Below are 26,687 nucleotides of genomic sequence, written 5' to 3'. Positions count from 1 at the left end.
GGGACTCCGGACGCCGACCACCGACCAATTTTCGGGGCCGCTACGCATGCGCCCCCTAGATCTAAAAAGGACTGACCCATGGCACGCGTCAAAAGGGCCGTCAACGCTCAGAAGAAGCGTCGTTCCGTTCTCGAGGCATCCAAGGGCTACCGTGGCCAGCGCTCGCGGCTGTACCGCAAGGCCAAGGAACAGCAGCTGCACTCGCTCGCCTACGCCTACCGGGACCGCCGGGCGCGCAAGGGTGACTTCCGCAAGCTCTGGATCGCCCGCATCAACGCCGCGGCGCGCCTGAACGACATCACCTACAACCGCTTCATCCAGGGCCTGAAGGCCGCCGGTGTCGAGGTGGACCGCAAGATCCTCGCCGAGCTTGCCGTTTCCGACGCCGAGGCGTTCGCCGGTCTGGTCGCGGTCGCGAAGGCGGCCCTCCCGCAGGACGTCAACGCCCCGGCCGCCTGATTCGCCGCTGCGTGACGACACAGCATTCGGAACGACCCGTGGACGCGCTCTCCGAGCACAATCCGCGGGTCGTTTCCGCTGTCAAGCTCCAGCGTTCCGTTACCCGGCGCAAGACCGGACTGTTCCTCGCCGAGGGGGCGAATTCGGTTGCGGCGGCGTTGGATACGGGGCGGGTGCGGGAGCTGTTCTATTCGATGCACGCCGCCACGCGGGAGCATCAGCTGATCGCCGGTGCCGCCGCTGCCGGCGTGCGCACCACACTGGTGAGCGAGCGCGCCGCCGAACATCTCGGTGAAACCGTCACCGCGCCTGGGCTTGTCGCGGTGTGCGACCAGGTCGATGTTCCGCTGACGGACATACTGGCCGAGCGGCCGACGCTACTCGCCGTCCCGGTGGAGATCGCCGAACCCGGCAATGCGGGCACCCTCATTCGGGTCGCCGACGCGGTGGGCGCGAATGGCGTTGTGCTGGCGGGGGATACGGTCGATCCGCACAATGGCAAATGCGTCCGTGCCAGTGCGGGCAGCCTGTTCCACGTGCCGATCGCGCGGCACCGCGATATCGGTGAGGTGCTCGATGCTGTTGCGGCAGCGGGTATTACGGTGCTCGCCACCGCGGCCAATGGTGAGGTCGGTCTGGACGAGGCCGACGAATTGCTGGCTGGTCCGGTGGCCTGGCTGTTCGGCAATGAGGCGCACGGCTTGGATCCCTCGGTCGCCGCGCGGGCCGACCACCGGGTGCGTATCCCGATCCACGGCCGCGCCGAGAGTCTCAACCTCGCAGCCGCAGCAGCTATCTGTCTGTACGCGAGCGCGCGGGTCCAGCATACGAAATAGGCCGGGCGCGAACTTCCCCGATTCTCGCCGGTTCGCAAGAGATTGACATTGTTTTCATCTCGATCAAGCGCAGAGTGAGATTCCTACCGGCGGCTTTGTTGAAAACATCGTCAATCCGACGTCGTGTTATCTTGAGCTACGACCTCCTCCGAGTGGCGGTTGGTCGTGAGGAGGCTCATGTCAAACTCAACGCCCACGGTCGCTGCGGCGGAGATCGCCCGGCTGGCCGGCGTTACCCGTGCGACGGTCAGCAACTGGCGGCGTCGGCATGCCGATTTCCCGGCGCCGGTGTCCGGCGGAACCGAAGCTCGGCCGGTGTTCCACCTCGGTGAAGTGCAGGAATGGCTGCGCGGGCACGGTGTACGGTCCGCCGACTCGCCTGTCCAGCGGTTGCGTGCGGTTCTCCGCGCTGAGGTGGATCCCAGCGAAGTGCCAGCATTGATGAAAGTCGTGAGCGATCGGGATGTTGCCGATGGCACTGCGGTGCATGCCGCGATTCATGACGCCGTCGCGAAGGCCGGGATCAAGGCGACATTGGATGTGCTCGCCGAACGTGGGCTGGATGCGGCGCCGAGCACAGGCGTCTATCCAACGGACCTGCCGGTCGCCGCGTTGATGGCCGACCTCCTTGCGGCCGCTTCCTCCCCCAAACCGCAGAGCATTCTCGATCCTGCCTGCGGCAGCGGCGCCCTCCTGACCGAGGCTGCGCGGATCGGTGCCTCAACCCTGGCAGGACAAGACGTGCTGGCCGTCCAGGCTGCCCGCTCCGCCGCCTTGTTGCATGCAGAGCTTCCTGGTGTCGATGTCGAGATCCGCACCGGCGACAGCCTCTTGTCCGATGCGTTCCCGGGCGAGCGGTTCGACGCGATCCTGTCGAACCCCCCATATACGCAACGTGATTGGGGCGCCGACCAACTAGCCCTCGACCTCCGGTGGGAGTACTCGGTCCCCCCGCGGGGCGAATCCGAACTGGCTTGGGTCCAACATGCCCTTTCCCATGTACACCCCGGCGGCACAGCGATCGTTCTGCTGCCGCCGGCCGTCGCCTCGCGCACATCCGGTCGACGGATCCGGATGGAACTGTTACGCGCAAATGCGCTGCGGGCTGTCATCGCGCTCCCGCCAGGGGCATCCACCCCCAAACAGGTAGGCCTGCAGATTTGGGTGCTCCGCCGCCCAGATTCCGCGGCCACGTCCGAGTTTGTTCTGTTCACCGATGCCGCTGGATTCCCCGACTCCGGGGGGAGTCAATCGGATTGGCAAGCCTTGGCCGAGCGAGTGACCGACACTTGGCGTGCCTTCGACGACGGTGACATGGAAGCCGCCACAATTGCCGGATTCACCGCCGTGGTTCGTGTCATGGACGTCCTCGACGACGACATCGACCTCACTCCGGCCCGTCGCGTCCGCGCCGCCGTCGATCTCGACAGTGTCGCTGCCTCCGCCCACGCTGCCATCGAGCTCCTCGGCGGCCACCTGACTGAACTCCGCACTGCTGCCGAGACGGTCGAGCGCTGGTCCCCGGGTGGCAACCTAACCCTGCGGACGGCCACCGTCGGTGACCTCGAACGAGGTGGCGCGGTCCACCTGGTCCCATTGGTGGCAGAAGATCAAGCCGTGGGTTCACTTCAGCGCCCGGTACTGTCCGGTCGTGACCTGCTCGCCGGCCGGGGGCCGTGCGGTCTCACCGGCCCCGGCGTCCACGCCTCCACCGAGGTGATCCGCGAGGGCGACATCCTGGTCTCGCGTTTTCGCGACGACCATGGCGCCGCACCCGGTGCTCGGGTGGCGGAAGGCGCCGACGTGGGGGCAGTTCCCGGAGTGGGCGTGATCGTTTTTCGTGCCGATCCCACCCGATTGGATCCCTGGTTCTTCGCCGGCTTCATCGGCAGCCCTGACAACTCGGCGGCGATGTTCGGCGCGACGACCATCCGGATCGACCCCACCCGCTTGCGGATTCCGATTCTGCGGCTCGAGGATCAGAAGCCATATGCCGAGGCGTTCCGTCGGCTGCACCTGTTGCGTGTGGCGGCGGCGCAGACGGCTGATGCGGCGCAACGAGCGGCGGAGCTGATCGGAACGGGGTTGACGGCGGGGGCGATCAAACCGCCACGGTAGATCCTCGGCTATCTCGCGCGGGCCGATCGGTCGCCGAAGCTTCTGGATCAATCGGTCAGATAGGCGACCCACAGGTAGTCGCGAGGGCGGCTCGTGGCGACGAGAAGTTGTCTGGCGAGCATATCGGCCCGGTCCCTGTCGCCCCCGGAGAGCTGTGTCGGATCGGCGGGCGGCTCTTCGGTGATGTGGAAGACCGCGGCGAAGTCCATCCCCTTGGCGCGCCGAACCGTGCCGACCTTGATCGGACCGACCTGGCTGCCATCGTAATGTTCCAGCGAGATCGCCGGGAAACCCGCGCGGCGTAGGACTTGTAGATAGCGGCTTGCCTCTTTGGGCCAATTGACGATCACCGCGATCTCAGAGCTGGATGGTAGTGATGCGTCACGGATCGCTTGGGGGAGCGCTCGGTCGATGTCTCGACGTCGGACGCGTATGTCGAGCGCTTGCCCGCCGGGCAGCGTGGATTCGCTGTCGCGGAGGATGACACCGGCTCCACCGTCGAGGTCGTCCACGGTGTTGCCCGCTTCGATCCGTTGCGAATATCGCAGGACAGCTTGCCTGTTGCGGTAGTTCTTGCGGAGGACGCGGCCACGGCGACCGGTGAGAGGGATGCCTGCTTCGGAGAGGGTGCAACCACCGGCGTAGACCTGTTGTTGTCCGTCGCCGACCAGAAGCAACTTTGCATCGGGATCGCCGCCCGCTATCTGGTGCACCAGCTCGAGCTGCCGAAGTGTGAAGTCCTGCACCTCGTCCACGACCACCATCGCGAAATCCTCGGTGTTGTTGAGGGGCCGCTGCTTCAGCTCGTCGACGGCCAGTGCGATGACATCGTTGAAGTCGTGCGCGCCCCGCGCTTCGAGGCCCTGCTGGTAGGGCATGTACCAGTGTTTCCAGACATACTCGCGCTTGTTCGAATGCAGGCTTATCCCCTCCCGACCGGTGCGTTTGACCGTCTTATACCTCTCCGGGTCAGAAATCCCACGGCCTTTGATCACCCGATCGATCTCGTCGGTCCAGTAACCGTGGTCGGTGCCTTCGACACGGTCCAAAACGTCCCGTGCACCCTGCCATGCCTTGGCCAGCGCCGTATTGATCGCGCCCTCATCGAGATTGAAGGCGATCCCACGGCTGCGTAGGAATGCGGTTGTCCAAGCGTGAAGACCGGTGAACTTGGCGCGATCCGCCGCGTACGGAGCAAGGCGCCGAAATCCCAGTTCGTGGTAGGAGGGCAGCGTCCTGACGAATGTAGTGAACAGGAGCCTGCCCGGATTGCGCTTGGCGAAATGTGCCATGCGATGTAGTGCTACGACCGACTTTCCTGTCCCGGCCGGACCACTGAATCTCGCCGGACCATTGAATGTGGCATGTACGTGGGAGAGCTGCTCCGGGTCGAGAAAGGTCATCCAGTCGCCGAAGGGCCGGGCCAGCGCGACATCGCGAGCCTCGGAGCGAAGGTCGACTTCGTCGAACAGGTTTCCTGCGTCGACGGATTCGGATTCGGGAGCATCATCGGCACGTAGCCACCGGTGTGATGACAGTTTCGCCGCGGCGGTCGCCGCGAGTTCGTCTGCGCGCTGGGCGCGCATTCGCTGATCACTGCGCACCAGCATGTCGACGAACCCGGCTTCATCGGCGACAAGGAATCGACCGTCGGCGAGGAAGTGCTCCGCGTTGGGCACTAGCAGAACCAGCTCGACGGAGTACGGAACGAACTGGGTGCCGCCGAGAGCGAGGCGGGCGAAGGACTCTTCGGCATTCTTGCGAATCTTCCCGATGGTGGCCGAGTCCGGCACCGACTCTGCGAAGACGAGCGCGAAGACGCCGGTTCGTCCCACTGCGAACGCGGCTGCTCGATCCGAGCGTGGCGCACTACGTTCCACCAGAAGATGCCAGCCGCGCACAGTCAGCAGACCGGCGAGAAAGCGGCGCTGTGCGGAGGTCAGCTGTCGCTGCTCGGACAGGGTGCGTTCGGCCCAGCGGGCAACTCGCTCACGATGAATGTTCGCCATGATCCCCCGATCTGCGCGGCCGGAGGCCGCCCCGGCACGCGAGCTCAAATACCTTGTTGTCCAACATAGTTGAAGATCACAGGTCGAGAAGTGGAATCAGACAAGTCCGGCCTGGCGGATGCGATTCGTGTCATGCCAGCAGCTCCGATACCCGCCCACTCCAGGTCACCACCAGCTGGTCACGCGCGCGGCTGGCTGCGACGTAGAGGAGCGATCGTTCGCGCTGCTCGGCCTCGTCGCGTTCCTCCGCAGGCACATTGCGTACCCTCTGTTGTGATGGCACATGCTCATGGTCGATGCCGGCGAGCACCACGCACCGGAATTCCATCCCCTTGGAACGGTGCATTGTCAGTACCGTTACCTGGCGCCCGGACGGCAGCGCGTCTCCGAGAACCTCTGCGGCGATACCACGCTCGCCGAGCGCCCGCACCAGGAAGTCTCGCTCTCGAGCGCCGCGGGCGAGTACCGCGATTTCACCCGGACCGACACCGTCCTCATCGATCCAGGCGGTGACCCGGTTGGCGATGGCCTGCAGTTCGTCGGGGGTGGAATCGCAACGGATCAGTGCCGGGGCAGGCCCCAGTCGTGCGGAGGTGTAGCCGGCGGTGGATTCCTCGCCCTCCTCGAGGTCGTGGTAGGTCGTTCCTTCGAGAATGCTGACAGCGAAGTGCAGGTTCTGAGCTGTGGTGCGGTAATTGTGGGTGAGCTTGCCGTTGCGGCCCCCGCGGATGTTGATTCCGAGCCTGCTGAGCACGACAGGCTGACCGTAGATGCGCTGGTGGGAGTCCTCGGCGATGAATAGGTCGTTGGGACCTTCCGCTACGAGGGCGCGCAGCAGCGTCCAGTGCGTCGCATGTAGATCCTGAGCCTCATCGACGATCACATGGTCGGCAACGCGCTGCCCGATGGTTTCGGCGCGCCACTGCAGATCTGCCGTGGCGAGTGCAAGCACCTCTGGAAAACTCAAACGACCAGCGACTCGGCCCAGTTGCCGGAATCGGGTGATCATCTGCCACACCGCAATTCGCTGGGGACGGCTGAGCCGGACACTGCGGCCGGCTCGCGGAACCTTCAAGTACTCCGCCTGCGTGGTCACCTGGTTGCCGAGCACCACGTTGATGTATTCGGTCGACAGGAACGAGGTCTGGGCGAGACGGCGGTCGAGGTTGTGCTCCGCTGATGAGATCGCTTCCGCCCAGCCGATATCGGGCGAAACTGCCTGGCCCGAGCGGGCTGGCGTATCGGTGCCGAACACAATGCGAAAGGCGGCGTCGAGGTCGGTGGTGTTTCGGAGATGAGCGGCTGCGAGCCCATCGATTCCAGTGACGTACACGCCGCGCTCACCTGGCCGGACGGCGAGCGTGGTCGTCGGATCCAGAGCGAGGAGACTGTCGCGAAGCCCCTGCGCGAGGGTCTTGTTGAAGGTCGTCAGCACGATCCGTGCGCCGGGGTTCTGCCTGGCGAGGTGACGTGCACGATGTAAGGCGACAATGGTCTTACCTGTTCCTGCGCCTCCGGACAAGCGGAAGACGCCGCGCTGGTCCTGTTCCACGAACCGGCGCTGGCTCGGGTGCAGGAAGGTTCGCCAGGCTGTGAAATCACCACCTTCGATCACTCGGCGCAGCTCGTCGTTGTCGTCGAGCAGGGTGAACTGCATTCTGCTGGCCGGATGGGTCAGGGCGGCCAGGATCTGCTCGTTTTCGTCGAGAACCGGTTCCGGATACGGCTCTGCCAAGCCCAGGGCATCACGGATGTCAGCGATGGAACGCCCCACCGCCAGTTCGAGGATCGCGTTCTGCTGCCAGGCGACATCGGCCGTCTGCGCCACGGTGAACACACCGTCCTGATCCTGGGCGCTGAGCACTTCAGCGGCCAAGTCCGTGTCGAGGCCGAGACGGTCCGTGAGTTGTTCGAGGGTGTAGCCCGCGCCGCCCAGGTAGCCATGCGTCGGTTGTGCCGCTGCCCGGCCGGCCGGACGGGCGACGTCCGGCCGCTTTCCGCGTCTGTCGAGCTGGCTGACAATGCCTTCGAGGACGCCATTGATCGGGTTGACCCGCAACGTCGCCTTCTCGGCAAGCTTGTTGGCGACGTCGTGTTTCCACGTGCCGAGGTAGATGTAGGTCGGTTCGCCGAATCGGTCGTCGACACGGAACATGACGGCCCGATAGTTCAGGTCGACTCGTCCGGTACGGACACGGGCGTCGAGGGCTCCGCGCAGCGGCTCGATGTGCAGGCCGGGTGCGGTGTCGTCAGCGCGCAGCTTGTCGAAGAAGTCGCAGACTTTGTCCTTGATCGACCCGTCGATCTTCGGCATCGCCTTGTTGTTCGCCAGGACGAGATTGGCCACGCCACACCCCACTTCGTTCGATCGGCGTCGGGTACCCGCGGTATGGGCAGCCGACGCTTGCTGCCGCGATCAAGCTGGAACGGCTGGCCGGAGCAAAGCCGATGCCCGGCCACTCCAGGTCACGACGAGCTGATCGCGGGCCCGGCTGGCCGCCACATAGAGCAGGGACCGCTCCCTCAGCTCGGCGTCGCCGCGCTCTTCCGCAGGCGCCTCATTGAGGACGGACCTGGCAGGAACGTGGGCTTCGTCTACGCCGGCGAGGATCACCTTGGCGAATTCCATTCCCTTGGCCCGGTGCATCGTCAGCACCTGCACATGCCCGAGGCCCGCGGGGTTGTCGTCGAGAACGCGCGCCTCGATGCCACGTTCGCCCAGAGCGCGTACGAACTGGCTGCGTTCGTTTCGGCCTCGGGTCAGGATCGCGATGCTCGATGGTTCCACGCCCTCGCCCAGCCATCTGCGCACCGTTTCGGTGACTCGATCGAGTTCCTCGGCCAGCGAATTACATTCCACCAGAACAGGTTCCGGCCCGGTGCGGGCAGAGCGGTAGCCGTGGGTGGTCTCGTCCCCTTCTTCCAGGTCCTGATAGTCACCGCCGGAGAGGATGTCGACGGCGAACCGCAGGTTCTCCGCCGTTGTCCGGTAGTTCAGCGTGAGCCGGCGGGAACGGCCCACGATCTTGATGCCCAGCCGTCCGAGAACGACCGGCTGACCGAAGATCCGCTGGTGGGAGTCCTCGGCGATGAACAGGTCGTCGGGGCCTTCGGCGACGAGCGCGCGCAGCATCGACCAATGGGTGGCATGCAGGTCCTGCGCCTCGTCGATGATGACGTGATCGGCGACGAATGGCTCACCTGCGGCGCTTCGCTGCCGCAGGTACTCCGCGGCCAGCGCCAGCACCTCTGGGAAGCTGACAGTTCCATCTATGCGGCTGTACCGCCGGAATGCTTCCATCAGCTTCCACACCGCGATCCGTTGCGGACGGTTCAGCCGTACACCACGTCCCGCCCGCGCCACTTTGGCGTACTCCGTGACGGTGGTGACCTTGTTGGCCAGGACAACGGCGGTGTACTCGTTGTCGAGGAACGCGGCTGTCGTGAGGCGCGGATCCAGAGGCGTATCAATAGATTTGGTGACCTCGCGCCAGACCCGGGCGGTATCGGTGCGCCGGGACAAGACCGTGGTGGCACTGCCGAGTACGGCTTCGGTGACAGGGACGAGGTTCCGCGCGCGAACAAGCACATCGCTGGCGAGCTTGTCGACTCCGTCGATGTAGACGCCTGGTTCGCCGGGGGCGGATGCGATGGCGATGTCCGGTTCGAGGGTCGTCAGATCCGCCTGGAGCTGACGGGCCAGAGTCCGGTTGAAGGTGGTCAGGACAATACGGGCATTCTTGTTGTGCCGCCAGAGATTGCGTGCCCGGTGCAGCGCCACCACGGTTTTGCCAGTGCCGGCTCCACCGGACAGCCGGAACGCGCCGTTGTAGTGCTTCTCGGCGTAGGTGCGCTGCTCTGGGTGCAGGAAGGTCCGCCATGCGGCGAAACTGCCGCCTTCGATGACGCGCCGGAGCTCGTCGGTGTTCTCACCGATGTAGGTGAAACGGAGTTGCGAGGCGGGGTGGGTCAGTGCCTGCAGAATCTGCTCGTCCCGGCCGAGCGTGGGATCGACAGGATTCTCGTCGAGCCGCAGTTTCTCCCGGATGTCGTCGAGAGCGACGCCGCACGCCAGGTCGAGAATCGCAGAGCCTTGCCATCCGTCGACTTCGGCCGCGAGGTCGTTGAGTTCGTGATCGTCGAGGGCCGCGAGGACCTTCGCCGCCAGCTGCGGTGCGAGCCCGAGCTCGCCGGTGAGCTGAGAGAGCGTGAAGCCAAGGCCTGAGAGGTAGCCCCGCTGCGGCGGCGACTGCGGAGCTGTTGCGGTGACAGCGGGAACGATCTCCGCACCGGCCGCGTGCACCACCAGGTCGAGTACCCCGTTGACCGGGTTGACCTGCAGCTCGGCACGTGGTGCCAACTCTGCGGCCGCAGCATCCTGCCATGCGCCTACGTAGACGTAGGATCCGTCGCCCTTAGCAGGTGCGACATGGAACAGGATCGCGCTGTGGCCCAAGCCGATCCGCCCGAGCCGGACGCGTTCGTCGCGCGCGCCGGCGACGGTCTCGATGAGCCCGGCGGCGGCCGGCTCGTCGTTCTGGACGGTGTCGAGGAAGTCGTACACCCGGCGCTGGACAGCCCGCTCGAGTTCGACGCCGGACTTGCTCGTACTGGTCATGACGATGTGCGCCATCACATCACCCCGTTCGTCTTCAGCGCTTCGACGAGCTCTGCCGGATCGGCCGGGCAGATCGTCCAGCCCTGCTCGGTCATCGTAGGGACCGCGTCGGGGCTTTCGAGGAGCACCCCGATACGGGCATCCGCCCACCCGATGTCGATGACGTCACCACGATCGGTCTCCACACCGAGCTCCGGTACAGGCGCCCCCACCGCGGCCAGACCGAGGATGAGTTCGCGTTCGGCGTCGGAAATCGTGTCGTCATAGAGGGCCTGCCATTCGGGGGTGAGTCCGGCACCGATGGAGTCGGGACCACGCTCGGGCACGGTGCTGTCGGCTGCCAGCAGGCTGCGGGTGGTGACCACGTGGCCGGCCAGGCCGAACCAGTTGGCCAGGCGCAGCCATTCCTTCCAGGCGTGACCCTCGCGCAGTTCGAGCGTGTCGTCGCGGTCGTCCAGGGCGAGAACCGCGTCGAGGACCTTCTTGTCCTTGCGCAATGCGGCGGTGAGGGTCAGTGGTCCGTCGGTGTAGGACCAGCACGCATATTCGCCTGCCGCGATCTGTGATCCGTTGCCCTCGATGAGATCCAGTGCCCAGCCGGCGATGGCGTCACCATCGCCGTGCACCCGGCCGTCGAGCATGAACATCAGTGGCAGCCAGTGCCCGACGGCGTTCCAATCCTCCCGATCCGGGTTGAGCATGAACTCGATCAGCTGGGTGATCGGATCTACATGCAGGAGTTTGAACAGACCAGGCCGCAGATTTCCGTGGTTGAGGGTGAACTTGGCGAGTTTGTCGGTATACCAGGACGGCTGCATCGGCTGGGCGCCCGTGAACCGCAGCAGGTCGTCGTGGCTGAACGACCACACCAGCACCCCACCGGACCGCAGGATTTCCCGCTTCCGGGCATCATCGGTGACCCGGTTCTTTCCGGGCACCGCGTGGAACCGGCGACCGTCGGCGAAGAGCGCGATGATCGGGATATCGGGGTCGGCGGTGCGGAGCTGGAAGTCGGGCTGGCTGTTACCCATCAGCACCTGGGGTTCGAGCTGCCAGGTCCGGATCTTCGTACCTGGCAGCTTGATCGTCGCCGTCGGGCCGTAGGTGCCCGGCTTCTCGACGATAGTGGCTCCCATGGTGGTCAGGCGTTTGGTGAAGGCACGGTAGAACTCCCGCTCCAGCGGCGATTCCTCACTGCCGAGACGTTTCTCCGGCGTCTCCTCGGTGATCGACGCCAGCCAGCCCTCCGCATCCGGTTCACCGCCTTGGCAGGCGAGCAGGTCGTCGAGCACCTTGGCCGCGGTGATCCGCGAAACCTTGTCCAGTTCCCGCGGCGGTGCGAACGGCAGCAGGCACTTGTGGCAGGCCAGCCGGTCGGTGCAGTCGCAGTTCTTGACCGCCTCCCGTGCCGCGGCCAGCACTGCCCACACCTGCGCCGGATTGGCGAAGTCGGCCAGGTAGCCGGTGCCGCCGGGCACGGTGTCGTGGATGAGCAGGGCGCGCTGGTTCGGTGCGTGTAGTGCATCGGTGATGGTGGCGACGTCGAGATGTTCCGGCGAGCCACCGATCACCTGGCGCAGCCCGAGCAGGATCGCCGCGCTCAGGCTCGGATGGGCGAACGAGTCGTATTCGAGCCAACTCGGCAGGTGCAGCAGCACCGCCTGCGTCCGCAGCGTCCGGGCGAGGGCGATCTCGCGAACGTGCTTCTCGTCGTCGGCTTTCCGGTACTTGCACCAGCTGCGGTGCTCGTGCGCTTGATTCTTTCCGGCGACCTTGTCGAGCTGCCCGCATCCCGAGCACACCCGGAACAACCCACCGGTTGTCGTCTTGCCCGCGATGGTGCGTTTGCTGCCCTGAGAGTTCCGCCGCCCCATATTGATCCAGCGAATATCCATGCGGCGCAAGTACTCCGCGCCGAAGTCCTGTTCGGCAACGAACCAGCGTTTGGTGATGTTGTCGGGGTTGATGTCGGCCGCGGTGAGGACGGTGAAGGACTCCTTGCGCCGTTCGTCGCGGACATCGGTGATCGCCGACTCGTCGCGGCGGACTTCGGCGGATACCTTCGTCATCTCGACCACCTGCAACTGCTGACTCACATCGGCGATGGCCGAGGTGTGGCACCGGGGGCACTGGATCGGCGGCGGGCTCTGATCCGCGGCATGGCTGATCCCGGTCCACCCGCACGACGGGCACACCCGCCAGGTGTGAATGGCGGACTCACCCGCGCCGAGGTCGACGGCGTCGATCTCGACGGCGAGTCCCTGCGCGTAGAACGTGGCGCCCGGTGCGAGCTCGGTCAACGCGACCCGAGAACCGCGCCGGTAACTGGCTGTGTCCTCGGCGTATTCGTTGGTGTCGGGGTCGATCCAAGTGATGCCGACATCCAGGGTGACCGCATCGTCGAGCAGCGTGTAGTTGGGCAGCACTGCGTAGCGTTCGAGCACGCCGACCCAGTGCTCGGTGGTGAGATCGTTGATGCTGCGGGACAGCAGTCTCAGCGTGCCGCGTGCCGTGCGGAGGTCGCGTTTGTCGTCGTCGGTCGCGGCGGGTGAGTTGGCTCGCTGCTCGAATTCGGGGATGGCGGCGTCTACGGCGGTGCGCCGGTGGCGCAATTCGTTGACATCGCGGTTCCAGCGGTGCACCGCTTCGCGCAGCAGCACTCCGAGCCCGCTGTGGTCGCCGAGACCGGGTAGCGTGGCCCAGGTTCGCAGGTTGGCCGCGGCAGTTTCGCCGAGGGTGTCACCGAATTGGGCGAGGAATTCGTCGAGAAGCAGATCGGCGTCCTCGTCGGCGGTTTCGACGAGGGTGCCCATCCAGGTCCCCTCGTCGAAGCTCGACAGAACGTTATTGGCGCTACCCGGGTCCTTGGCGCCGGCCTTCCGGGACAGCCGGTCGACGATGTGCGCAATGTATTGGCGCTGCAGGATCTCTTCGGCGGTGAGGAAGGTGGCGGGCGGTCGGACCTCACCCTGGATCACCGAGGTCGGGTCGCCGAGCTTGGGCAGATGCTCGCCTCGGCCACGCACGAACGCGAGGGCGAGGGAGTTGCCGGTGAGACGTCCGGCGCGGCCGACTCGCTGCAGGTACGACGACACCGTGCGCGGCATCGAGCCGAGCATGACGGTGGACAGGTCACCGATATCGATGCCCATTTCCAGGGTGGGCGTGGCGACGAGCACGTTCGGTGCGGCTGGGTCGGTGGCTGTGGTCTTGAACTTGGTCTCGTATTCCAACCGGGTCTTCGTCGGGAGCAGCGAGGTGTGTTCCCGGGCGACGACCCGCTTCATTTCCGAGCTGTTGTAGAGACTGCGATAGAAGTTGTCGTGCTTGGCCGCCCGAGTCAGCTCGCCGGGGCAGCGGGTGAGCAGGCAGGGCGCGCCGTCGAGCTGGTCGATGACGGTGGCGCTGCCCGGTGTCGGGGTCTGGCAGACATCGCAGACCAGCAGATACCGCATGTCCGCGAGCCCGTCGGCATCGGGAATCCCGACGAGGATCGAGTCGTGGGTCAATTGGTAGGCGGTGAGCGACTTCTCGGTGCTCTCCGTCGTGACGATCCGTTCCTCGGCGAGCACGTCGAACAGCGCCCGAGCGAGGAAACCGCCTTCATGCGGCGACACATTCAGACATTGCGCCGCCCATCGCGCATACCAGGATGTGGCTGCGGTGATGGGGTCGAAGCCCTCGGGGATTGTGCGCCCACCTACGGCCGGGAAGGCCGGGGCCGGCCGACCCTTCGGAAATGCCGGCATGCCTTGGCCTTTGGGCCGACCACCCCACACCCACCGACGGTTGGCATCGCGTTGTATGTACTTCGTCAGCCATTCGTGCGAGACCGCGCCACGTGTGCGCATGCGTTCGGCGATGCCGCGCACCCACTGGGTCACCGCCTCCGAGTCCGGTGCGGAGAACGCGAGCTGATGCTCAGTGCGTTCGAGCGCAGCGGCACCGAGCTGCGCAACCCGTTGCGGTGAACCGAGATCCACCTCGGCGACCACACTGCCGGTCAGCTCGAGGGTGCGGCCCAACCGCGACTGCAGACCGAATTCGAGGTCGATGTCGAACTGGACGCGCCGCGACACATTCTTGGCCGCTTTGCGGCGTAACGCAGCGGGCCGGTCCGGCTGCCAGTATGCGGTGAACTCGTCGTGCTCGACGATGTCGGGAGGCAGCAGCCGGTAGCGCCGAGTCGGGTCCTCACCAGCTCGTTCGAGCACGGCGGCGCACAGCTCCGACAGTGTCAACGTCTGTGACCCGCTCACCCGGTCGCCCAGTGCATTCCGCAATGTCGAGCGCAAGCTGAGCGTGTGCGACCGTGCCTGGACGAACCCCGCCCGGTGCGCCGCGTCCTGCACACTGTCGGTGAAAATCAGTGCCTTCTTCTCGGCGTCGTCGAGGCGCGCATCACCGAAGAGGTTCGACAGTGCCACCGACAGCTGGGTGGCGATGGCACTGCCGAGGAACCTGATCCCGTCCTCGGCGCCGCATGCCGGGCACAGGTCCTTCTTCGAATTCTCGTCTGCTTCGGGGCCGCTCAGGTACAGCACCGGCAGCACCCGTCCATCGAGCAGGTCTGCGCTGTCGGCGTCGGGCCGCTTGTCGACGATCTCGCGATCGTCGACCCGGAACCACTGCAATCCGTCTACGGCGTTGTTGATTTCGGCCTCGGTCGGCGCCGAGATCAACGCACGGAACCTCGGTTCGCCGGTCGCGTGATAGCCGCGGATGTCGTCATTGCTGGAGTCGAGCGTGCTGCCGGTCGGCGCAAGCCGCACACCCCATCCCGACCGCCCGCAGTGCCGGCAATACAGTGACGGGTAGTACTCGGTAGTCGCATCGTCGAGCTTCCCGTCGTCGGACCATCGAAACAGCGGAGTCACCATCGCCGCCCGGTCGATCCGCGACAATTCCCGAAGCCACAGGTGCACATCGACATTGAGCGCCGAACGACCGACTTCGGCCCGCAGTTGCGACAGTGCGGCAAGCAGATATCCGAGGTACCGCTCCCGCTGCGCTTGTCCTCGTGCGAGATCCCGCTCACCGGTGTGCGCCGGCAGAGCTCTCACCGCAAGGTCTTCGATCGAACAAACGTCGAGGGTGTTACGCAGCAGCCGTGCGACGGTGCCGTGCCGCTTGACCAGGTCGAGCATCTCGGTCTCGCCGAGCCGGTTCAAGCTCGCGGCAGCACGGTCGAAGGTGTCGTCGATGTCGGAGGTCTGGCGGAACAACGTGGCCAGCACCGAAGCTGTCAGCCGCTTGTTCGTCGGGGCCTGCGCCGCAACCCTATCCAGTTCCTCGACCGCGTCTGCGATAACCGGCTCGATCGGTGAGAAGGTCCGGTCCAGCGCGAGGCTGCGCGCTGCCAGCCAGTCCTCGACCGAGAGTCGTGTTTCCCCGATGAGGGTGTCTTTGCCGAACGATTCCCCGAATACGGTTTTCGCGAACGCCAGCATGGTTTCCGGCGAAGAGTCCTTGGATCCGAGCGTGGCCGATGTCGCCACCGGGGTGATCTTGCCGAGCGGTCTTTTCCGGTCCTCCTCGCCGACCGGCGATCCCGACGTCCAGTGCGCTTTGATCGTCAACCCGAGCCGCCGCAACAGCATTGCCACATCAGTGCCCTGCGCACCGTCATAGGTGTGGAATTCGTCGAGAACTACGTACTGCAGCGAATCCGCCGACTGCCGCCACAGCGCCGCCCGATCCGACCGCAACAACATGTGGTCGAGCATCTTGTAATTGGTGAGCAGGATGTCGGGCGGTGAATCGTGCATCAGCCGTCGGTCGGTGATGAGACCCGCCTCCGACACCAGCGTCCGCCCGCCCGAGGATTGTTCACCGGTGTAGAGGCCGGCGGTGATACCCGACAGCTCGGGATGCCGAGTGATCATCTTCGCCAGTCGCTGCTCCTGGTCGTTGGCCAAGGCATTCATCGGATAGATGATCAGCGCCTTCATCCCCACGATCCCGGCCTTTTTGGCTCGCAGCACGTGATCGAGGATCGGGATCAGGAACGACTCGGTCTTACCCGAGCCGGTGCCCGTGGTGACCAACGTGGGCTGGGGTCGCCGCTGGAATTTGGTCGACAACCGTTCGAACGCCGCTGCCTGGTGCTCATATGGCTCGAAGTACTTCGGCCACCAGTCCAGGTGCATTCCCCAGTTGCCACGGGCAGGGGAGAACGGAAGCCGAAGGCGGACATAGGGACCCTTGAACAGGCCATCCCTGGGATGGCCGATGAAGTCGGTGAGCGCGCCCTGCGTGTCCGGGTCGGTCAGGGCGAAGGTTGTCGTCAGATAGTCGGTCAAACCCTCCCGCAGCCGCTCGGCTTGCAGAGTCGGAAGCAGGGCCCCCACGTGTGCTCCTCGAATGTCACCCGGCTGTTCGGCCGGCGCGTTGTGGAAAACGAATCTGACCTGTGGTTCGTCAGGTACCCGCCACGTGTTTCGGATGTTAGTTGACCGGGCGATCCCGGCCGGGCGGTTATGCGCCCCAAGGTCTTCGGTTCATCGGGACGGTAACACGCCGCCGGCGTCAATACAATGATTGACGATGTTTTCAAGTATTCCTAGTCTGGGTGAAACCATTCAGGGTCAGCGGCCGGTCGGCAGATTTCGAGTTGGGCGACCGCAACCTCTGGATAGATGTTCCGGCTATGGCCGACGGACCGAAGTGGAACCCGTTGGAGGGCAAGTATGTTTTGACGATCTTGCAGAGGATCCGACAACGTCTTGCTGCGGCGATGGACGAGGAATCACCGGAGTGGGCGCGTACGGACAAAGCTCGAAACGACGAACTACGCCGCCGTCTCGAGAACTCCGTGTTCATTGTCAGTCCGTTTCGTGAGCGTGCAGCCATATCCCTGCGTGCAGCAGTCCGGTTCCGGTTACCCCGGCTATTGCGCGGGTTGTTGGAAGGTGAGCGTGGGCGAGGCGGGGAGTGCGAGCCATGTCGGCAAGCGTGCCGACTCGAATTGGTGTCCGGAATATGGTTCCGGACAGCTGATTCGGTGTAGGCGTTCCGGCTGATCACAGCTGGTGCCTGCGGTAGAACGGTGTCCGGAGGGTCTGGACACCGACGAGCCGCTGCCCGCTGCGGCACCAGCACCAATCCGATCGGCGATCCATCCGGAATTGGCTGCGACGCAATCATTCCCGTTCTACCGGCCGAAACTTCGCCCACCGCAGGCGGGGTCGGTTCGGCGGTCTCGGCGCGGATCTCGCTCATCGTTTCCTGCGTGATCAAAAGTCGCGACAAGCGGTGCTATGCAGCTGTTCGGTCAGCTCCGCGATCTGGCGACGCAGCTGCTCGACCTGTTCAGCAGCGGCCGCCTCACGCCGGTCCAGCTCCGCACGCCACGACATCATCGCCCACCCCGCATTGACGATAAACTCTTGGCAACCACCACAACAGTGGCCCAAGCGTTTTCGCAGGTCAGCCGACCTGGGTCGCTAAACGATCAGTTTGGCTCTCAGGCACCAAGACACGCACAGGGGGTGCCGCAGATCGTCCGCAGTCGGGACGGTTGCCACGCGCCGCCGCCCGAGATATCGGCGAAGTTGCGCTGAGCAGGCATTCTGTGTGAAGGTGCTTCGGGGTAGAGCGGCCGGCACACGGCCGAGAGGGGAGGTCCGATGTCGGAGACTTTCAAAGTCGATCCAGCCGCAGTGGACGCGTTCGCCGCGGCTTTGAAGACGCTGGCCGAGGCCAATGCGAATGTCGTGACCTATCTGGACAAGTGGCTGGTCTTGGACAACACCGTGTGGGGCGACGGCGGGCTCATCCGGGTCGGGCTGAGCGCCGTTGCCGAGGCGCACAACAAGCTGAAGCCCAATTACGCCACCCTCGGCACCCTCTCCGAGGCTGCGGCGACCGAATTGACCAAGGTCGCACAGGTTTACCGGACCACCGACCACGCACGCGCCGATGAGTTGGACCGCACGTACCCCACAGGCAGCAACTGATGACCAAGACGCCGTCCGAGCACCTGACGGAACCTTCGCTCGAGGACCCGCTCAACGACAGTTTCGAGTTCCTCATCACCTCGAACGCCATTTCGCCGTCGTACTGGGCTTGTAAGTGGTTCGAAAACGTCGTCGGGACAGACCCGCTGAAGTGGTTCACCACCAAGATCTCCGGTGATTGGGAGGCCCTGCAGAAGGCGGGCAAGGCGGTAGAAAACCTGGCTTCCTACAGCGCGAGCTTCTCCGAATCGGTCAAGTCTGCCGCGACGACTGTCGACGCGACGTGGGACGGTAACGCGGCCACCAGCGCCCAAGCCTATTTCACGGAGCTCTCGACAGCCATTTCCGCTCAGGTCGAGCCATTGAAGCAGATGGCGACCGAGATCAACCGCTTCGCGTCGACGGCGTACCACCTCTCCACCGCCATGAGTAATGCTTTGCAGACCTTGCTGGACTGGGGCGCCATGGCGGTGATCGAGTGGGCCGCGGTCAAGGCCTCCGCGCTCACCGGCGTCGGAATTGTCGCAACGGCGGCCCTGGTCGCCGCCGCCACCGCGACCACGGTGAAGGTGATCGCGGAATGGGGCCTGCTGGTCGAGAAGTTCAATGCCGCGTATGTCGCACTCGAGGCCATCGCCGGGGTCGGTTTCGGCGTGGTCGCGGTGGTCGAGTCCGCCGATTTGCCGAGCCTGCCCACCGCCACCTACGATCACCCTGGAGCCTGAATGAACGCGCCCGAGCCGATTCATGACCTGGCCCACGGCGATCTCGGGGCCTCACGCCAACTGTCCCGGGCGATTCGGGTGCTGATGGATACCGCCACCGATCCGCAATTGAAGGAGCAGCTGCGCGGTGTCCTCGAAGGCAAGGGCGGCGCACGCGAATTGATGCACAGCGAGGCATTCAATCGGGTGCTCGATCGCACGTTGCCCGCCGCCATGCAGCAGTTCGCGGACATGCCGGATGAGGAACGGGAACGGCTGGCCGCCCAGGGCGAAGCCGAGTTGGTGCGACTGCGGTCTGAACCATTAGCGGACCAGCGGCCGCCGGACCGGCTGATGCCCACTCCCGCGGATCGGCCGGCGCCCGCCGGGAACGCCGTCATCCCGGGCACCCGCAAGCCCAACCGCGATCGCATCGTCACCCCGACTGATGACGACGACGAGGAGGACGAATACTTCCGGGACCGCCAGCAGCGCGGGTGGCTGCAGTGACCAGGGCGCGGGTGGTCTTCGACACTGAGGTCAACCCGGATTGGACGCCGATTCTCGCGTCGGCACCGACGGAACTCGTTCTCACCGAGCCGATGCCGGGGTTGTGCAGCGAGCACGGTTGCACCGCCAGTGAGACCCGTTCCTTCGCAGTCAATTCCAGTGGCCCACTATCGGAGTTGCCGACACTGCGAGCCATGTTGCGCTCCACGAAACCCGGGCGGCGGGACCCCGTCCTGGCGCGCGTTCGCTTCGACTGCCCGGCCTGCGAGTTCTGTCTCCTCGAGGTCCGGCGCTTTCGTCGAATCGCGCTGCTGGCACTGCTGGCGATACCGCTGACAATCGCGGCCGTCCTCACCGCACGGGCGCTCGAACTCGAATCGCTTTATTTGCCTTTGGCTTTCGTGAGCGTGCCCGGATGCATGCCGATCGCGGCGCTGGTGGCGATGCTGTCCTGGAGTCGCTCCGGCTATTTCGCCGATGTCTGGATGAACGAAACAGCCGACCAGCTGATCGTTTCCGCGCACCCGGATTTCGTGGCCGCGGTCGAGCACAATCGGGCGGGGAATCGCTGAACGCCCCACTGGAGCCCACCACAACAGGGGCCCAAGCCTTTTCGCAGCTCCGCCCACCGGAGCCACTAAACGATCAGTTTGTTCACAGCGCTTAGTTAGTAGACAACAGCAATGGGCACATCCTTACGTGGGTCTTTGCTATTCACTTCCGCGCCACTTGCGCTTGGGTTTACGCTGCGACACTCGCACCGGCCAGCACACCGCCCACATCAACACCACCAATGGCCCACCGGCGGCCAGCGCCAGCCCGGCTGTGTTCCAACTCGTCATCTCTGCCTCTCACTCGAGAATGCGGTCCACCGAGCGAAAGACATTCGTGGAGCAACGGTTTCGACATCAGCGACACACATCACCGCATGCAACATCAGCACATCCATATGCAGCGGCGACGGCATGATCACCGCATCCACATCCGCGCCCCGAACCTGGTCGACCAGCGGCACCAGCGTGATCTCTGGCGGCCACACCAGCCCGTACCCGAGCCGCCGCGCCAGCCGCCGCACCTGTGCGGCATCCCACTCCGGCATTCCGGTGACCACCGGGTCTATCCAACCCAGCGCGGTCGGACGCGACCTCATCGCTGCCTCGCGTCGCGTTGCGCGGCTGTCGGTGTGAGCCGTGCGGCGAGTGCCGCGGCATCCGCGCCCGGGTCGGTCAGCGCATCCAGGACATCGAGCAAGGTCTGTATGTCGGGGCCGGGCGTCGCCGGTGGCTTGGGATCGACGAAATAGCGACAGTCCAGCCGCTCGGCGTGACAACGAGTCTCGATCACGCGCTCCGGTCCATTGGTCCGTTCGACGCGGGCGGCGTTCGGGCTTCTCTCGTCAGCATCGGCGGGTGTGGATCGCCACGGGGTGTACTGCTGGCAGACATCCATGTGTGGGTTCATTCCTTGCTGTCCTCCTGATCGTGCATTGGTAAGCACCTGTCGCCGGGGAGCAGTCGGAGCTGACCGGGCGGTTTGGCTGGACGGTCGATGTGCCGATGGGATACGACATCGCCCCGGCGGCGGGGCTGCGACGAACCGTTGGCACGCCCGGTGCCGGGGGATGCGGCACCCCGGCACCGGGACGTTTGTGTGGATGCGGGCTGATCTGCCCATTCGCGGACCGCGTCCGCGAACCGTTCCACCACATCGGCTGGTGTGCCGCTGTAGACGGCCGGGGGACCGATGAACGGGTCACGTTGCGGCAGTTCCGAATCGCGGTCCACCACTCGTGATCGGCGGCGTTCGGGTTTCGGGTGGTCACCAGCCCGCCTGACCGGTGTTCTCCGCGCCCCGATCGGCGCGAAGTTTCCCGATGGCATAGACCAGCCACACTCCGTAGACGAGGGTGGTGAGCACGAGGGGCAGAGCGACGATCTGAGCGGGCATCAGGCGGCACGCCTTGGTTGTCAGGTATCGGAGATCTGTTGTCAGGCAGAGGATTTGGTGCAGGTCAGGCAGTCGGCGGGCGAATCGGTGGGGTGCGGATGTCCCGTCTCGATCAGGCGTGTCCAACAGCCGCGCAACATCTCACACGTCGCAACCGTGCAGTCGGCGTGTAGATCGCGGGAGATCTCCCGATGCATCTGCGCCGGTGCCATCGCCTGGCTCGGATACCGGTGCTCGATGGGACCGACGGCCATATCAGAACCCCTGGTGCGGAACATCAGCCGGGACCAACCGCCCTGCCTCGATCAGCCGCTTCTTCGCCTGCGCCTTGACCGGGCACATCGACGCAGCGCAGTCCAGGTGGGCCTGCATCGTCGCGTGGGCGTATTCGATTGTCATCACGGGCAATTCGCTGTGGTTCGTTACGGGCAGGCCATGCATACGGAGACTCCGAACGTGGGTGTGAGTGTCTGGGATACCCGGTAGCCAAGGCCGAACTGCCTGTTCGACATGGTGATTCACTGAGGCAGTGGGTGCTTCCCGGCTACCGGGGTGATTTCAGTAGTACGCTCCTAGGGGGCACTTTGGAAGATTTCTATCTGCGATTCGCGGAATTTATTCCCGCACTTCCAGATTGCCGCTCGTAGTCATTCCAAAAACCATGCCAACGACTAGTGAGGCTACGTAATGACCGGTTCGGCTGTACCGCGTCGGATGTTGGGTCGTCAGTTGAAGAGGCTCCGAGAGGAGTCTGGTATCTCGCCTACAGCAGCGGCTAGGGCCATCGAGGTGTCGCCGCAGACGCTATGGCGGATGGAGTCGGGCCAACGCGGACCGAAGCTGAAGGAGCTGTACATCGGCGTCCTGTGCAAGATGTACGGCGCGACTGAGGAAGAGAGTACGGCGTTGGCCGGCCTCGTCGTGGAGACGAAGAAGCCGGGGTGGTGGCACAGCTACGGCGATGCGCTTCCGGCTCATTTCGACCTGTTCATCGGGTTGGAGGAGGCCGCGAAGCGGTTGACGACGTTCCAGCTCACCCTTGTCCCCGGTCTGCTTCAGACACCGGATTACCGCCGGGCGCTCGCCTGGATCGAGTTCCCCAGCCATGCCACAGCGGCCCTGGAGGCGTTGATCGAGGTACACAGTCGACGGCAGTCGAGGTTGCGGGACAGTGCAAGCGAATTCGAGTTCCGGGTGCTACTCAGTGAGTCGGTGCTGCACCATCAGGTGGGCGGTCCAGCCGTGATGGCGGGGCAACTCCGGCATCTTGCGGACGTCGGCGTCTCGCCGAACATGTCGATCCGGGTGATCCCTCAGCAGGTCGGAAGCCACCGGGGATTGATCACGGGATCGTTTGTGCTGATGGAATTTCCCGTGCATCCGACATCTCGGCTGACCGAGCCTCCGGTGGTGTATGTGCAGGGCTATACGGGGGCTCTCTACTTGGATCAAGAAACGGAAATCACGCAGTACCGGACTGCAATCGCGCAGATCCAGCAGGTAGCGTTGGATGAAGACAAGAGCAGGGAACTGCTACTGAAAGTTGCAAGGGAGTACCTAGCGTGAGCATCGACCTGTCCGGCGCAACATGGTTCAAGAGCAGCAGGTCAGCCAGCCAGGACACGTGCGTGGAAATCGCACACCTCGACGGCGGCATGGTCGGGGTGCGGGACTCGAAGGATCCCATGGGCCCGGCTCTTGTGTTCAGTCCCACCGAGTGGGATGCGTTCACGGCGGGTTTGCAGAGTGGGGGGCTCGAGCTGTCCTAAGTGGCGTGTGCATGTGAAATCGTAGGAACCCCAGGTGCTTTCGCCTTGGGTTCTTCCGTTCCCAGAGCTCCACGCCCGCACGTCAACGATGGTAGGTGGACGTGCATCGGTCCGGCTGACGATGGCCCAACGCCTTTGCGTGCTGGTGACCTGGCCGGTACGGTCTAAACGACGTTATAGGGGGCGGGGAAGCCGGTCTGGCCCCAGGTCTGGGATGGCATCGGTGCGAGAGGACGAGATGGCCAGCTGGAGTGGTGTGGTCCGGGGTGCGGTCCTCGGTGCGGGGCTGATCGTGCTGGTTTCGGCGTGCAACTCCGGTGGGGAGTTGAAGAGCAGCACGAACAGTGCTTCGGTGACGCCGACCATCGCATCGGATGTACCAGCGGGATTCGATGCGTGTAAAGACCTCCCGCAGGATCTCATTCGGTCGGAGAAGCTGAAGAACAAGGGGCCTGACACAGTAGATAGGCCTGGTGGGATAAAGTGGCGCGGCTGCGGCTGGGTTCAGGCTGGCGGCGACGGGTACGCCGCCACGATCGACACCACCAACATCACCCTGGTGATGGTGCGAGCCAACAAGGACTTTGCGGTCGATGAGGAGCTCACGGTCGCCGGGCGGGCTGCACTCACGTCCCATGTCGGCGCCCAGGATCCGCACGCGGACTGCCTAATCAACGTCGAGCTGAAAGGCGGCAGCCTCGAGATCACCATCAATAACCCACCGTGGCTCCGGAATACTGGGAATCAGCATGCTTGCGATATCGCGAAGCGCCTTGCGGGCCAGATCGTCCCAGCGATACCTGCTGCCCTCTAGACTTGAATCGATCTCCGGTCGATCCCGGCCGGAACGCCGGGGAGGAACACGAACAGTGAGCGGCGATACGACGACACCGTCATCTGCGGGCCCACTGGCCAGCGCGATCAAGGACGCTCAGGACGGCAAGCTGACCGTCAGTTTCAGCAACGAAGTCCGGGTCAACGCCGACGAGTTCGTCTACATCGAACGCGACTGCGAAGCCTTCAAGGAAGAGATCCGGAACCTCCAGCGGATCGCGGAAAAAATCTCGCACCGTGAGCACTGGGGTCTTGGCGAGACGACGGACGGCATGAGCTCTGCCAACACGCTCGTGGCTCGCTTCCGCGGCAAGGCCAAGATTGTCAATCCAGCCACAGACTCGGACAACAACGTCTTCGACATCCTCGCGCAGCACTACCAGATCGTCGACGAGATCCAAACCCTCCACCGCACAATCGCCCAGAAATACATCGAGCAGGATCAAGAATTCGCCGCTCGCTACAACGAGTTGAAGGCGAATGTAGATGCCAGCCAGATCGGTATCCCGACCCAACTGGGCGTGATTTCGCCCCCGGCCGTCGGTGCCTCGAAATAAGTGATTCGAATCATCCAGGGGGCGCTGGCCAGTGCGGTCAAGGACGCCCGGACGCTGAACTACCACGCAGCGGCCGACCATGCACGAGCGGCGCAGGAGTTCGCCGCAGCCCGCACGGAGAGACATATCTGTACATGACGGCATTCGGCCAAATGTCGAGATCCACAGCCACACTATGGAACTCGAAGCGGATGATCCCAACAAGGCAGCTGTCGAAGGCGACACGCTGACCTACACACCGGCGCCATAAGGTCTCCCACTTTGCTCTATCGCTACCCCAACGGGCATCGGTTAGGATTCGCGTCATGAGTGATGGGGGGACGCCAGCCTCTGGCCAGAACCTCGCTGTGATGCCCGAGAAGGTGCGCGAGGTCGGCAAGTACGTCTACGAGTTGGCCGAGGCACTGCGCGCGGCACTGGACTCCGCCGCGAAGGACGTCGCTTCACTGACCGATGGCAGCTGGACCGGGGACGCGGCCAACGAATTCTCCGCGGGCTGGACTGAAGTGCGTGACGGCGGTGTCCAGATCATGACCGCTCTGACCGGCATGGCGGAAAAGCTCGGCGTCACCGCCGACACCTACCAGGCGGGAGACGAGAGCAACGCCGCCACATTGAACACTTCGAGTTTGGATCTGCCATGAGCTCGCAATTCTCGGTCGACCTGGACCATCTCGATGAGATCGTGGTCCGTCTGTCGGGTCTGGCCGGGTTCATCGGTGAGCATCTCGATGAGATCGATGACCGGGTCGCCACCTTGGTCGGCAGTGGGTGGGAAGGCGTTGCCGCCCAGGCGTATGCCGATGCCCATATGCAATGGGTCACCGGCGCACGCGAATTCGTCGAAGGTGTGAAGGATATCAGCGACGCGGCGAAGGCGGCCCACGCGCGCTACAGCACCGCCCACGACACCAATTACACAATGTTCTCCCAGGGATAAGACATATGGGTGTACTGGTTATCGACTGGCAGACCTACTACGACGCCGGCAAGAAATGCCACGCCCTGGCCACCGACCTCCGTGCCGCCGACAAACCGATCCACGACGAGGTCAAAGGTGAGTGCGCGGGCATGGCCGGTGACACCGCGGGCTGCGAACAGTGGGGCAAGACCTACGACCGCGTCGCCCAGGAAACGATGCAGACCTGTACGAACCTGGCCGACGCCCTGACCAACTTCGGCAATATGCTCTACGCCGCCGGATACAACTGGGCACTCTCCAATAACTCCAACCCGATGCCCGACCAGCCCACCGTGACGGTGATGTCGGAGTACAAGGTCACCATCCCGACTTCGGTCGGCAACAACGGCGACGGTGTCACCGAGGGGCAGGGCAGTATCCCCGGCTTCTACGACGCCCTGGTCGGGAAGATCCAGGATGAGTTCGGCAGCAAGCTGCCCAACGGCAACAAAGACAAGCTCGCCAAGGCCGCATCGACATGGAAAACCTTCGCCGAACACAAGACCATCACCGATGCTGCATCCAGGATCACCGAGATCACCAACCTCTTCAGCGACATCCAGGACAAGAAGGGCCTCGACCCCCTCCTCGGCCACCTCACCACTCTCAACGGCGCCGCCACCCAACTCGCCTCCGCATCGGTCAACCTCGCCACACCCGTCGCGGAATACAGCACCGCCACCTCCGAGGTCCGCGACAAATTCCGGGACGCGGTCACCAATGCCTTGATAGCAGCCGGAACCACTGTCGTCATCGGTATCGCGGCCACCTGGATCACCGCGGCACTCAGCGACGTCGCCGCAGGCGTCGGCGTCGTAGCGATCGCTGGCAACACCGCCAGAGTGCTCAAAAGCACCTACGACACCAGCAAACTCATCAAAATCATCGGCACCGCGGCAGCAGTCGCAGGAACCACAGCCATCACCGTCACCGCATTCGACAAAGTCCCCGACCTCACCGGGGAAGCCGTCAAACTCGCCGCCATCATCCTGATGAAGGTGTTCATCAACGATGTCGCGCCAGACGGAAACGATCCGAGTCCGGGGAGTGTTGCCAAAACGGTCGAAGAAAAAGCGGCAGCGATTAAAGATGTCGTTACCGACGACACTGGAAAAATGATCGGTACTGAGGACGCTGACGGAGTCCAGATGGTATCGGCCGAAGAAGTGGCACGGGCCCACCAGGAGTTAATCGATAAACTTGGGCCACCAGACGAAGTTAAGCACACCCCTAAAGGTGATATAGAGGTGTGGAATATCTCCCGCGATCCAAAATCAACGGTCAACTATCGGCCGTTCAGTAGATCGGGTGGAGCCACGCTAGACTTCAATAATGTTCCCGGCGTGCCAATCAAGCGGTGGCATATCCCCGAATAGGAGATTTCCATATGAAATATGACACGATCGG

Annotated in this window: 24 protein-coding genes; 14 read left to right on the top strand and 10 right to left on the bottom strand. The window is 64.3% G+C overall.

Features of this window, described 5'->3' with window-relative positions; all coding sequences use genetic code 11:
* Window positions 1–78: 78 nt before the first annotated feature.
* The 3 genes from rplT (at window position 79) to AB0L63_RS22645 (ending at window position 3,413) form a co-directional block, all read left to right on the top strand.
* A complete protein-coding gene (gene rplT / locus AB0L63_RS22655; protein ID WP_364504236.1) occupies window positions 79–459 on the top strand; it encodes a 50S ribosomal protein L20 in 381 nt (126 codons plus the stop codon).
* Between the two features lie 38 nt (window positions 460–497).
* A complete protein-coding gene (locus tag AB0L63_RS22650) occupies window positions 498–1,295 on the top strand; it encodes an RNA methyltransferase (protein ID WP_364504233.1) in 798 nt (265 codons plus the stop codon).
* A gap of 177 nt (window positions 1,296–1,472) precedes the next feature.
* On the top strand, window positions 1,473–3,413 hold the full coding sequence (locus AB0L63_RS22645; protein ID WP_364504230.1) for an N-6 DNA methylase: 1,941 nt from the start codon (window positions 1,473–1,475) through the stop codon (window positions 3,411–3,413).
* Window positions 3,414–3,460: 47 nt separating this feature from the next.
* On the opposite strand, the gene AB0L63_RS22640 is transcribed toward AB0L63_RS22645, so the two are convergent.
* From AB0L63_RS22640 to AB0L63_RS22625, 4 genes are all read right to left on the bottom strand, one after another.
* Window positions 3,461–5,422 (bottom strand): UvrD-helicase domain-containing protein, encoded by a 1,962-nt coding sequence (locus AB0L63_RS22640; protein ID WP_364504227.1) that lies wholly within the window; start codon window positions 5,420–5,422, stop codon window positions 3,461–3,463.
* A gap of 130 nt (window positions 5,423–5,552) precedes the next feature.
* Window positions 5,553–7,769: a 3'-5' exonuclease gene (locus tag AB0L63_RS22635; protein WP_364504224.1), complete on the bottom strand. Its 2,217-nt coding sequence runs from the start codon at window positions 7,767–7,769 to the stop codon at window positions 5,553–5,555.
* 69 nt (window positions 7,770–7,838) lie between these two features.
* Window positions 7,839–10,055 carry a 3'-5' exonuclease gene (locus tag AB0L63_RS22630; protein ID WP_364504221.1) on the bottom strand — a complete coding sequence of 739 codons (2,217 nt, stop codon included), beginning with the start codon at window positions 10,053–10,055 and terminating at the stop codon, window positions 7,839–7,841.
* On the bottom strand, window positions 10,055–16,390 hold the full coding sequence (locus AB0L63_RS22625; RefSeq protein ID WP_364504218.1) for a DEAD/DEAH box helicase: 6,336 nt from the start codon (window positions 16,388–16,390) through the stop codon (window positions 10,055–10,057). Before AB0L63_RS22625 ends, AB0L63_RS22630 begins: the two co-directional genes overlap by 1 nt.
* Before the next feature lie 1,278 nt (window positions 16,391–17,668).
* On the opposite strand from AB0L63_RS22625, the gene AB0L63_RS22620 reads away from it, so the two are divergent.
* Genes AB0L63_RS22620 through AB0L63_RS22605 form a run of 4 tightly spaced genes read left to right on the top strand, consistent with a single transcriptional unit; the run spans window position 17,669 to window position 19,784 of the window.
* Window positions 17,669–17,998 carry a type VII secretion target gene (locus tag AB0L63_RS22620; RefSeq protein WP_364504215.1) on the top strand — a complete coding sequence of 110 codons (330 nt, stop codon included), beginning with the start codon at window positions 17,669–17,671 and terminating at the stop codon, window positions 17,996–17,998.
* Entirely contained in the window at window positions 17,998–18,723 is a 726-nt protein-coding gene (locus tag AB0L63_RS22615; protein ID WP_364504212.1) for a WXG100 family type VII secretion target, read from the top strand. The genes AB0L63_RS22620 and AB0L63_RS22615 overlap by 1 nt, the downstream gene beginning before the upstream one ends.
* Window positions 18,724–19,212, top strand: coding sequence for a hypothetical protein (locus tag AB0L63_RS22610; RefSeq protein WP_364504209.1), 489 nt, complete (start codon window positions 18,724–18,726; stop codon window positions 19,210–19,212).
* Window positions 19,200–19,784 (top strand): hypothetical protein, encoded by a 585-nt coding sequence (locus tag AB0L63_RS22605; RefSeq protein WP_364504206.1) that lies wholly within the window; start codon window positions 19,200–19,202, stop codon window positions 19,782–19,784. The genes AB0L63_RS22610 and AB0L63_RS22605 overlap by 13 nt, the downstream gene beginning before the upstream one ends.
* A 138-nt stretch (window positions 19,785–19,922) precedes the next feature.
* Here the strand turns inward: AB0L63_RS22605 and AB0L63_RS22600 are convergent, their stop codons facing one another.
* The 6 genes from AB0L63_RS22600 to AB0L63_RS22575 all read right to left on the bottom strand — a co-directional run bounded on the left by AB0L63_RS22600 (window position 19,923) and on the right by AB0L63_RS22575 (window position 21,558).
* Entirely contained in the window at window positions 19,923–20,054 is a 132-nt protein-coding gene (locus tag AB0L63_RS22600; RefSeq protein ID WP_364504203.1) for a hypothetical protein, read from the bottom strand.
* Entirely contained in the window at window positions 20,051–20,362 is a 312-nt protein-coding gene (locus tag AB0L63_RS22595) for a hypothetical protein (RefSeq protein ID WP_364504200.1), read from the bottom strand. Before AB0L63_RS22595 ends, AB0L63_RS22600 begins: the two co-directional genes overlap by 4 nt.
* Window positions 20,359–20,673, bottom strand: coding sequence for a hypothetical protein (locus tag AB0L63_RS22590; protein ID WP_364504197.1), 315 nt, complete (start codon window positions 20,671–20,673; stop codon window positions 20,359–20,361). The genes AB0L63_RS22595 and AB0L63_RS22590 overlap by 4 nt, the downstream gene beginning before the upstream one ends.
* 357 nt (window positions 20,674–21,030) lie before the next feature.
* Window positions 21,031–21,159: a hypothetical protein gene (locus AB0L63_RS22585; protein ID WP_364504194.1), complete on the bottom strand. Its 129-nt coding sequence runs from the start codon at window positions 21,157–21,159 to the stop codon at window positions 21,031–21,033.
* 41 nt (window positions 21,160–21,200) lie between these two features.
* Window positions 21,201–21,413 carry a hypothetical protein gene (locus AB0L63_RS22580; protein ID WP_364504191.1) on the bottom strand — a complete coding sequence of 71 codons (213 nt, stop codon included), beginning with the start codon at window positions 21,411–21,413 and terminating at the stop codon, window positions 21,201–21,203.
* Window position 21,414: 1 nt separating this feature from the next.
* Complete coding sequence (locus AB0L63_RS22575) at window positions 21,415–21,558, bottom strand: hypothetical protein (protein ID WP_364352378.1); 144 nt, start codon at window positions 21,556–21,558, stop codon at window positions 21,415–21,417.
* A 288-nt stretch (window positions 21,559–21,846) separates the two neighbouring features.
* On the opposite strand from AB0L63_RS22575, the gene AB0L63_RS22570 reads away from it, so the two are divergent.
* From AB0L63_RS22570 to AB0L63_RS22540, 7 genes are all read left to right on the top strand, one after another.
* Window positions 21,847–22,725: a helix-turn-helix transcriptional regulator gene (locus AB0L63_RS22570; RefSeq protein ID WP_364504188.1), complete on the top strand. Its 879-nt coding sequence runs from the start codon at window positions 21,847–21,849 to the stop codon at window positions 22,723–22,725.
* Entirely contained in the window at window positions 22,722–22,928 is a 207-nt protein-coding gene (locus tag AB0L63_RS22565; protein ID WP_364504185.1) for a DUF397 domain-containing protein, read from the top strand. The genes AB0L63_RS22570 and AB0L63_RS22565 overlap by 4 nt, the downstream gene beginning before the upstream one ends.
* Window positions 22,929–23,151: 223 nt before the next feature.
* Window positions 23,152–23,742 carry a DUF3558 domain-containing protein gene (locus AB0L63_RS22560; RefSeq protein WP_364504182.1) on the top strand — a complete coding sequence of 197 codons (591 nt, stop codon included), beginning with the start codon at window positions 23,152–23,154 and terminating at the stop codon, window positions 23,740–23,742.
* A gap of 55 nt (window positions 23,743–23,797) precedes the next feature.
* Window positions 23,798–24,319 (top strand): hypothetical protein, encoded by a 522-nt coding sequence (locus AB0L63_RS22555; protein ID WP_364504179.1) that lies wholly within the window; start codon window positions 23,798–23,800, stop codon window positions 24,317–24,319.
* 305 nt (window positions 24,320–24,624) lie between these two features.
* Window positions 24,625–24,963: a WXG100 family type VII secretion target gene (locus AB0L63_RS22550; protein ID WP_364504176.1), complete on the top strand. Its 339-nt coding sequence runs from the start codon at window positions 24,625–24,627 to the stop codon at window positions 24,961–24,963.
* Complete coding sequence (locus AB0L63_RS22545) at window positions 24,960–25,259, top strand: WXG100 family type VII secretion target (RefSeq protein ID WP_364504173.1); 300 nt, start codon at window positions 24,960–24,962, stop codon at window positions 25,257–25,259. The genes AB0L63_RS22550 and AB0L63_RS22545 overlap by 4 nt, the downstream gene beginning before the upstream one ends.
* Before the next feature lie 5 nt (window positions 25,260–25,264).
* Window positions 25,265–26,656: a hypothetical protein gene (locus tag AB0L63_RS22540; RefSeq protein WP_364504170.1), complete on the top strand. Its 1,392-nt coding sequence runs from the start codon at window positions 25,265–25,267 to the stop codon at window positions 26,654–26,656.
* Window positions 26,657–26,687: the final 31 nt, after the last annotated feature.

The sequence above is a fragment of the Nocardia sp. NPDC051990 genome, from assembly GCF_040680755.1.
Taxonomy (GTDB): Bacteria; Actinomycetota; Actinomycetes; order Mycobacteriales; family Mycobacteriaceae; genus Nocardia.
The sequence above is the reverse complement of the archived record's forward strand: the minus strand, read 5'-3'. Positions and strand labels throughout refer to the sequence as shown.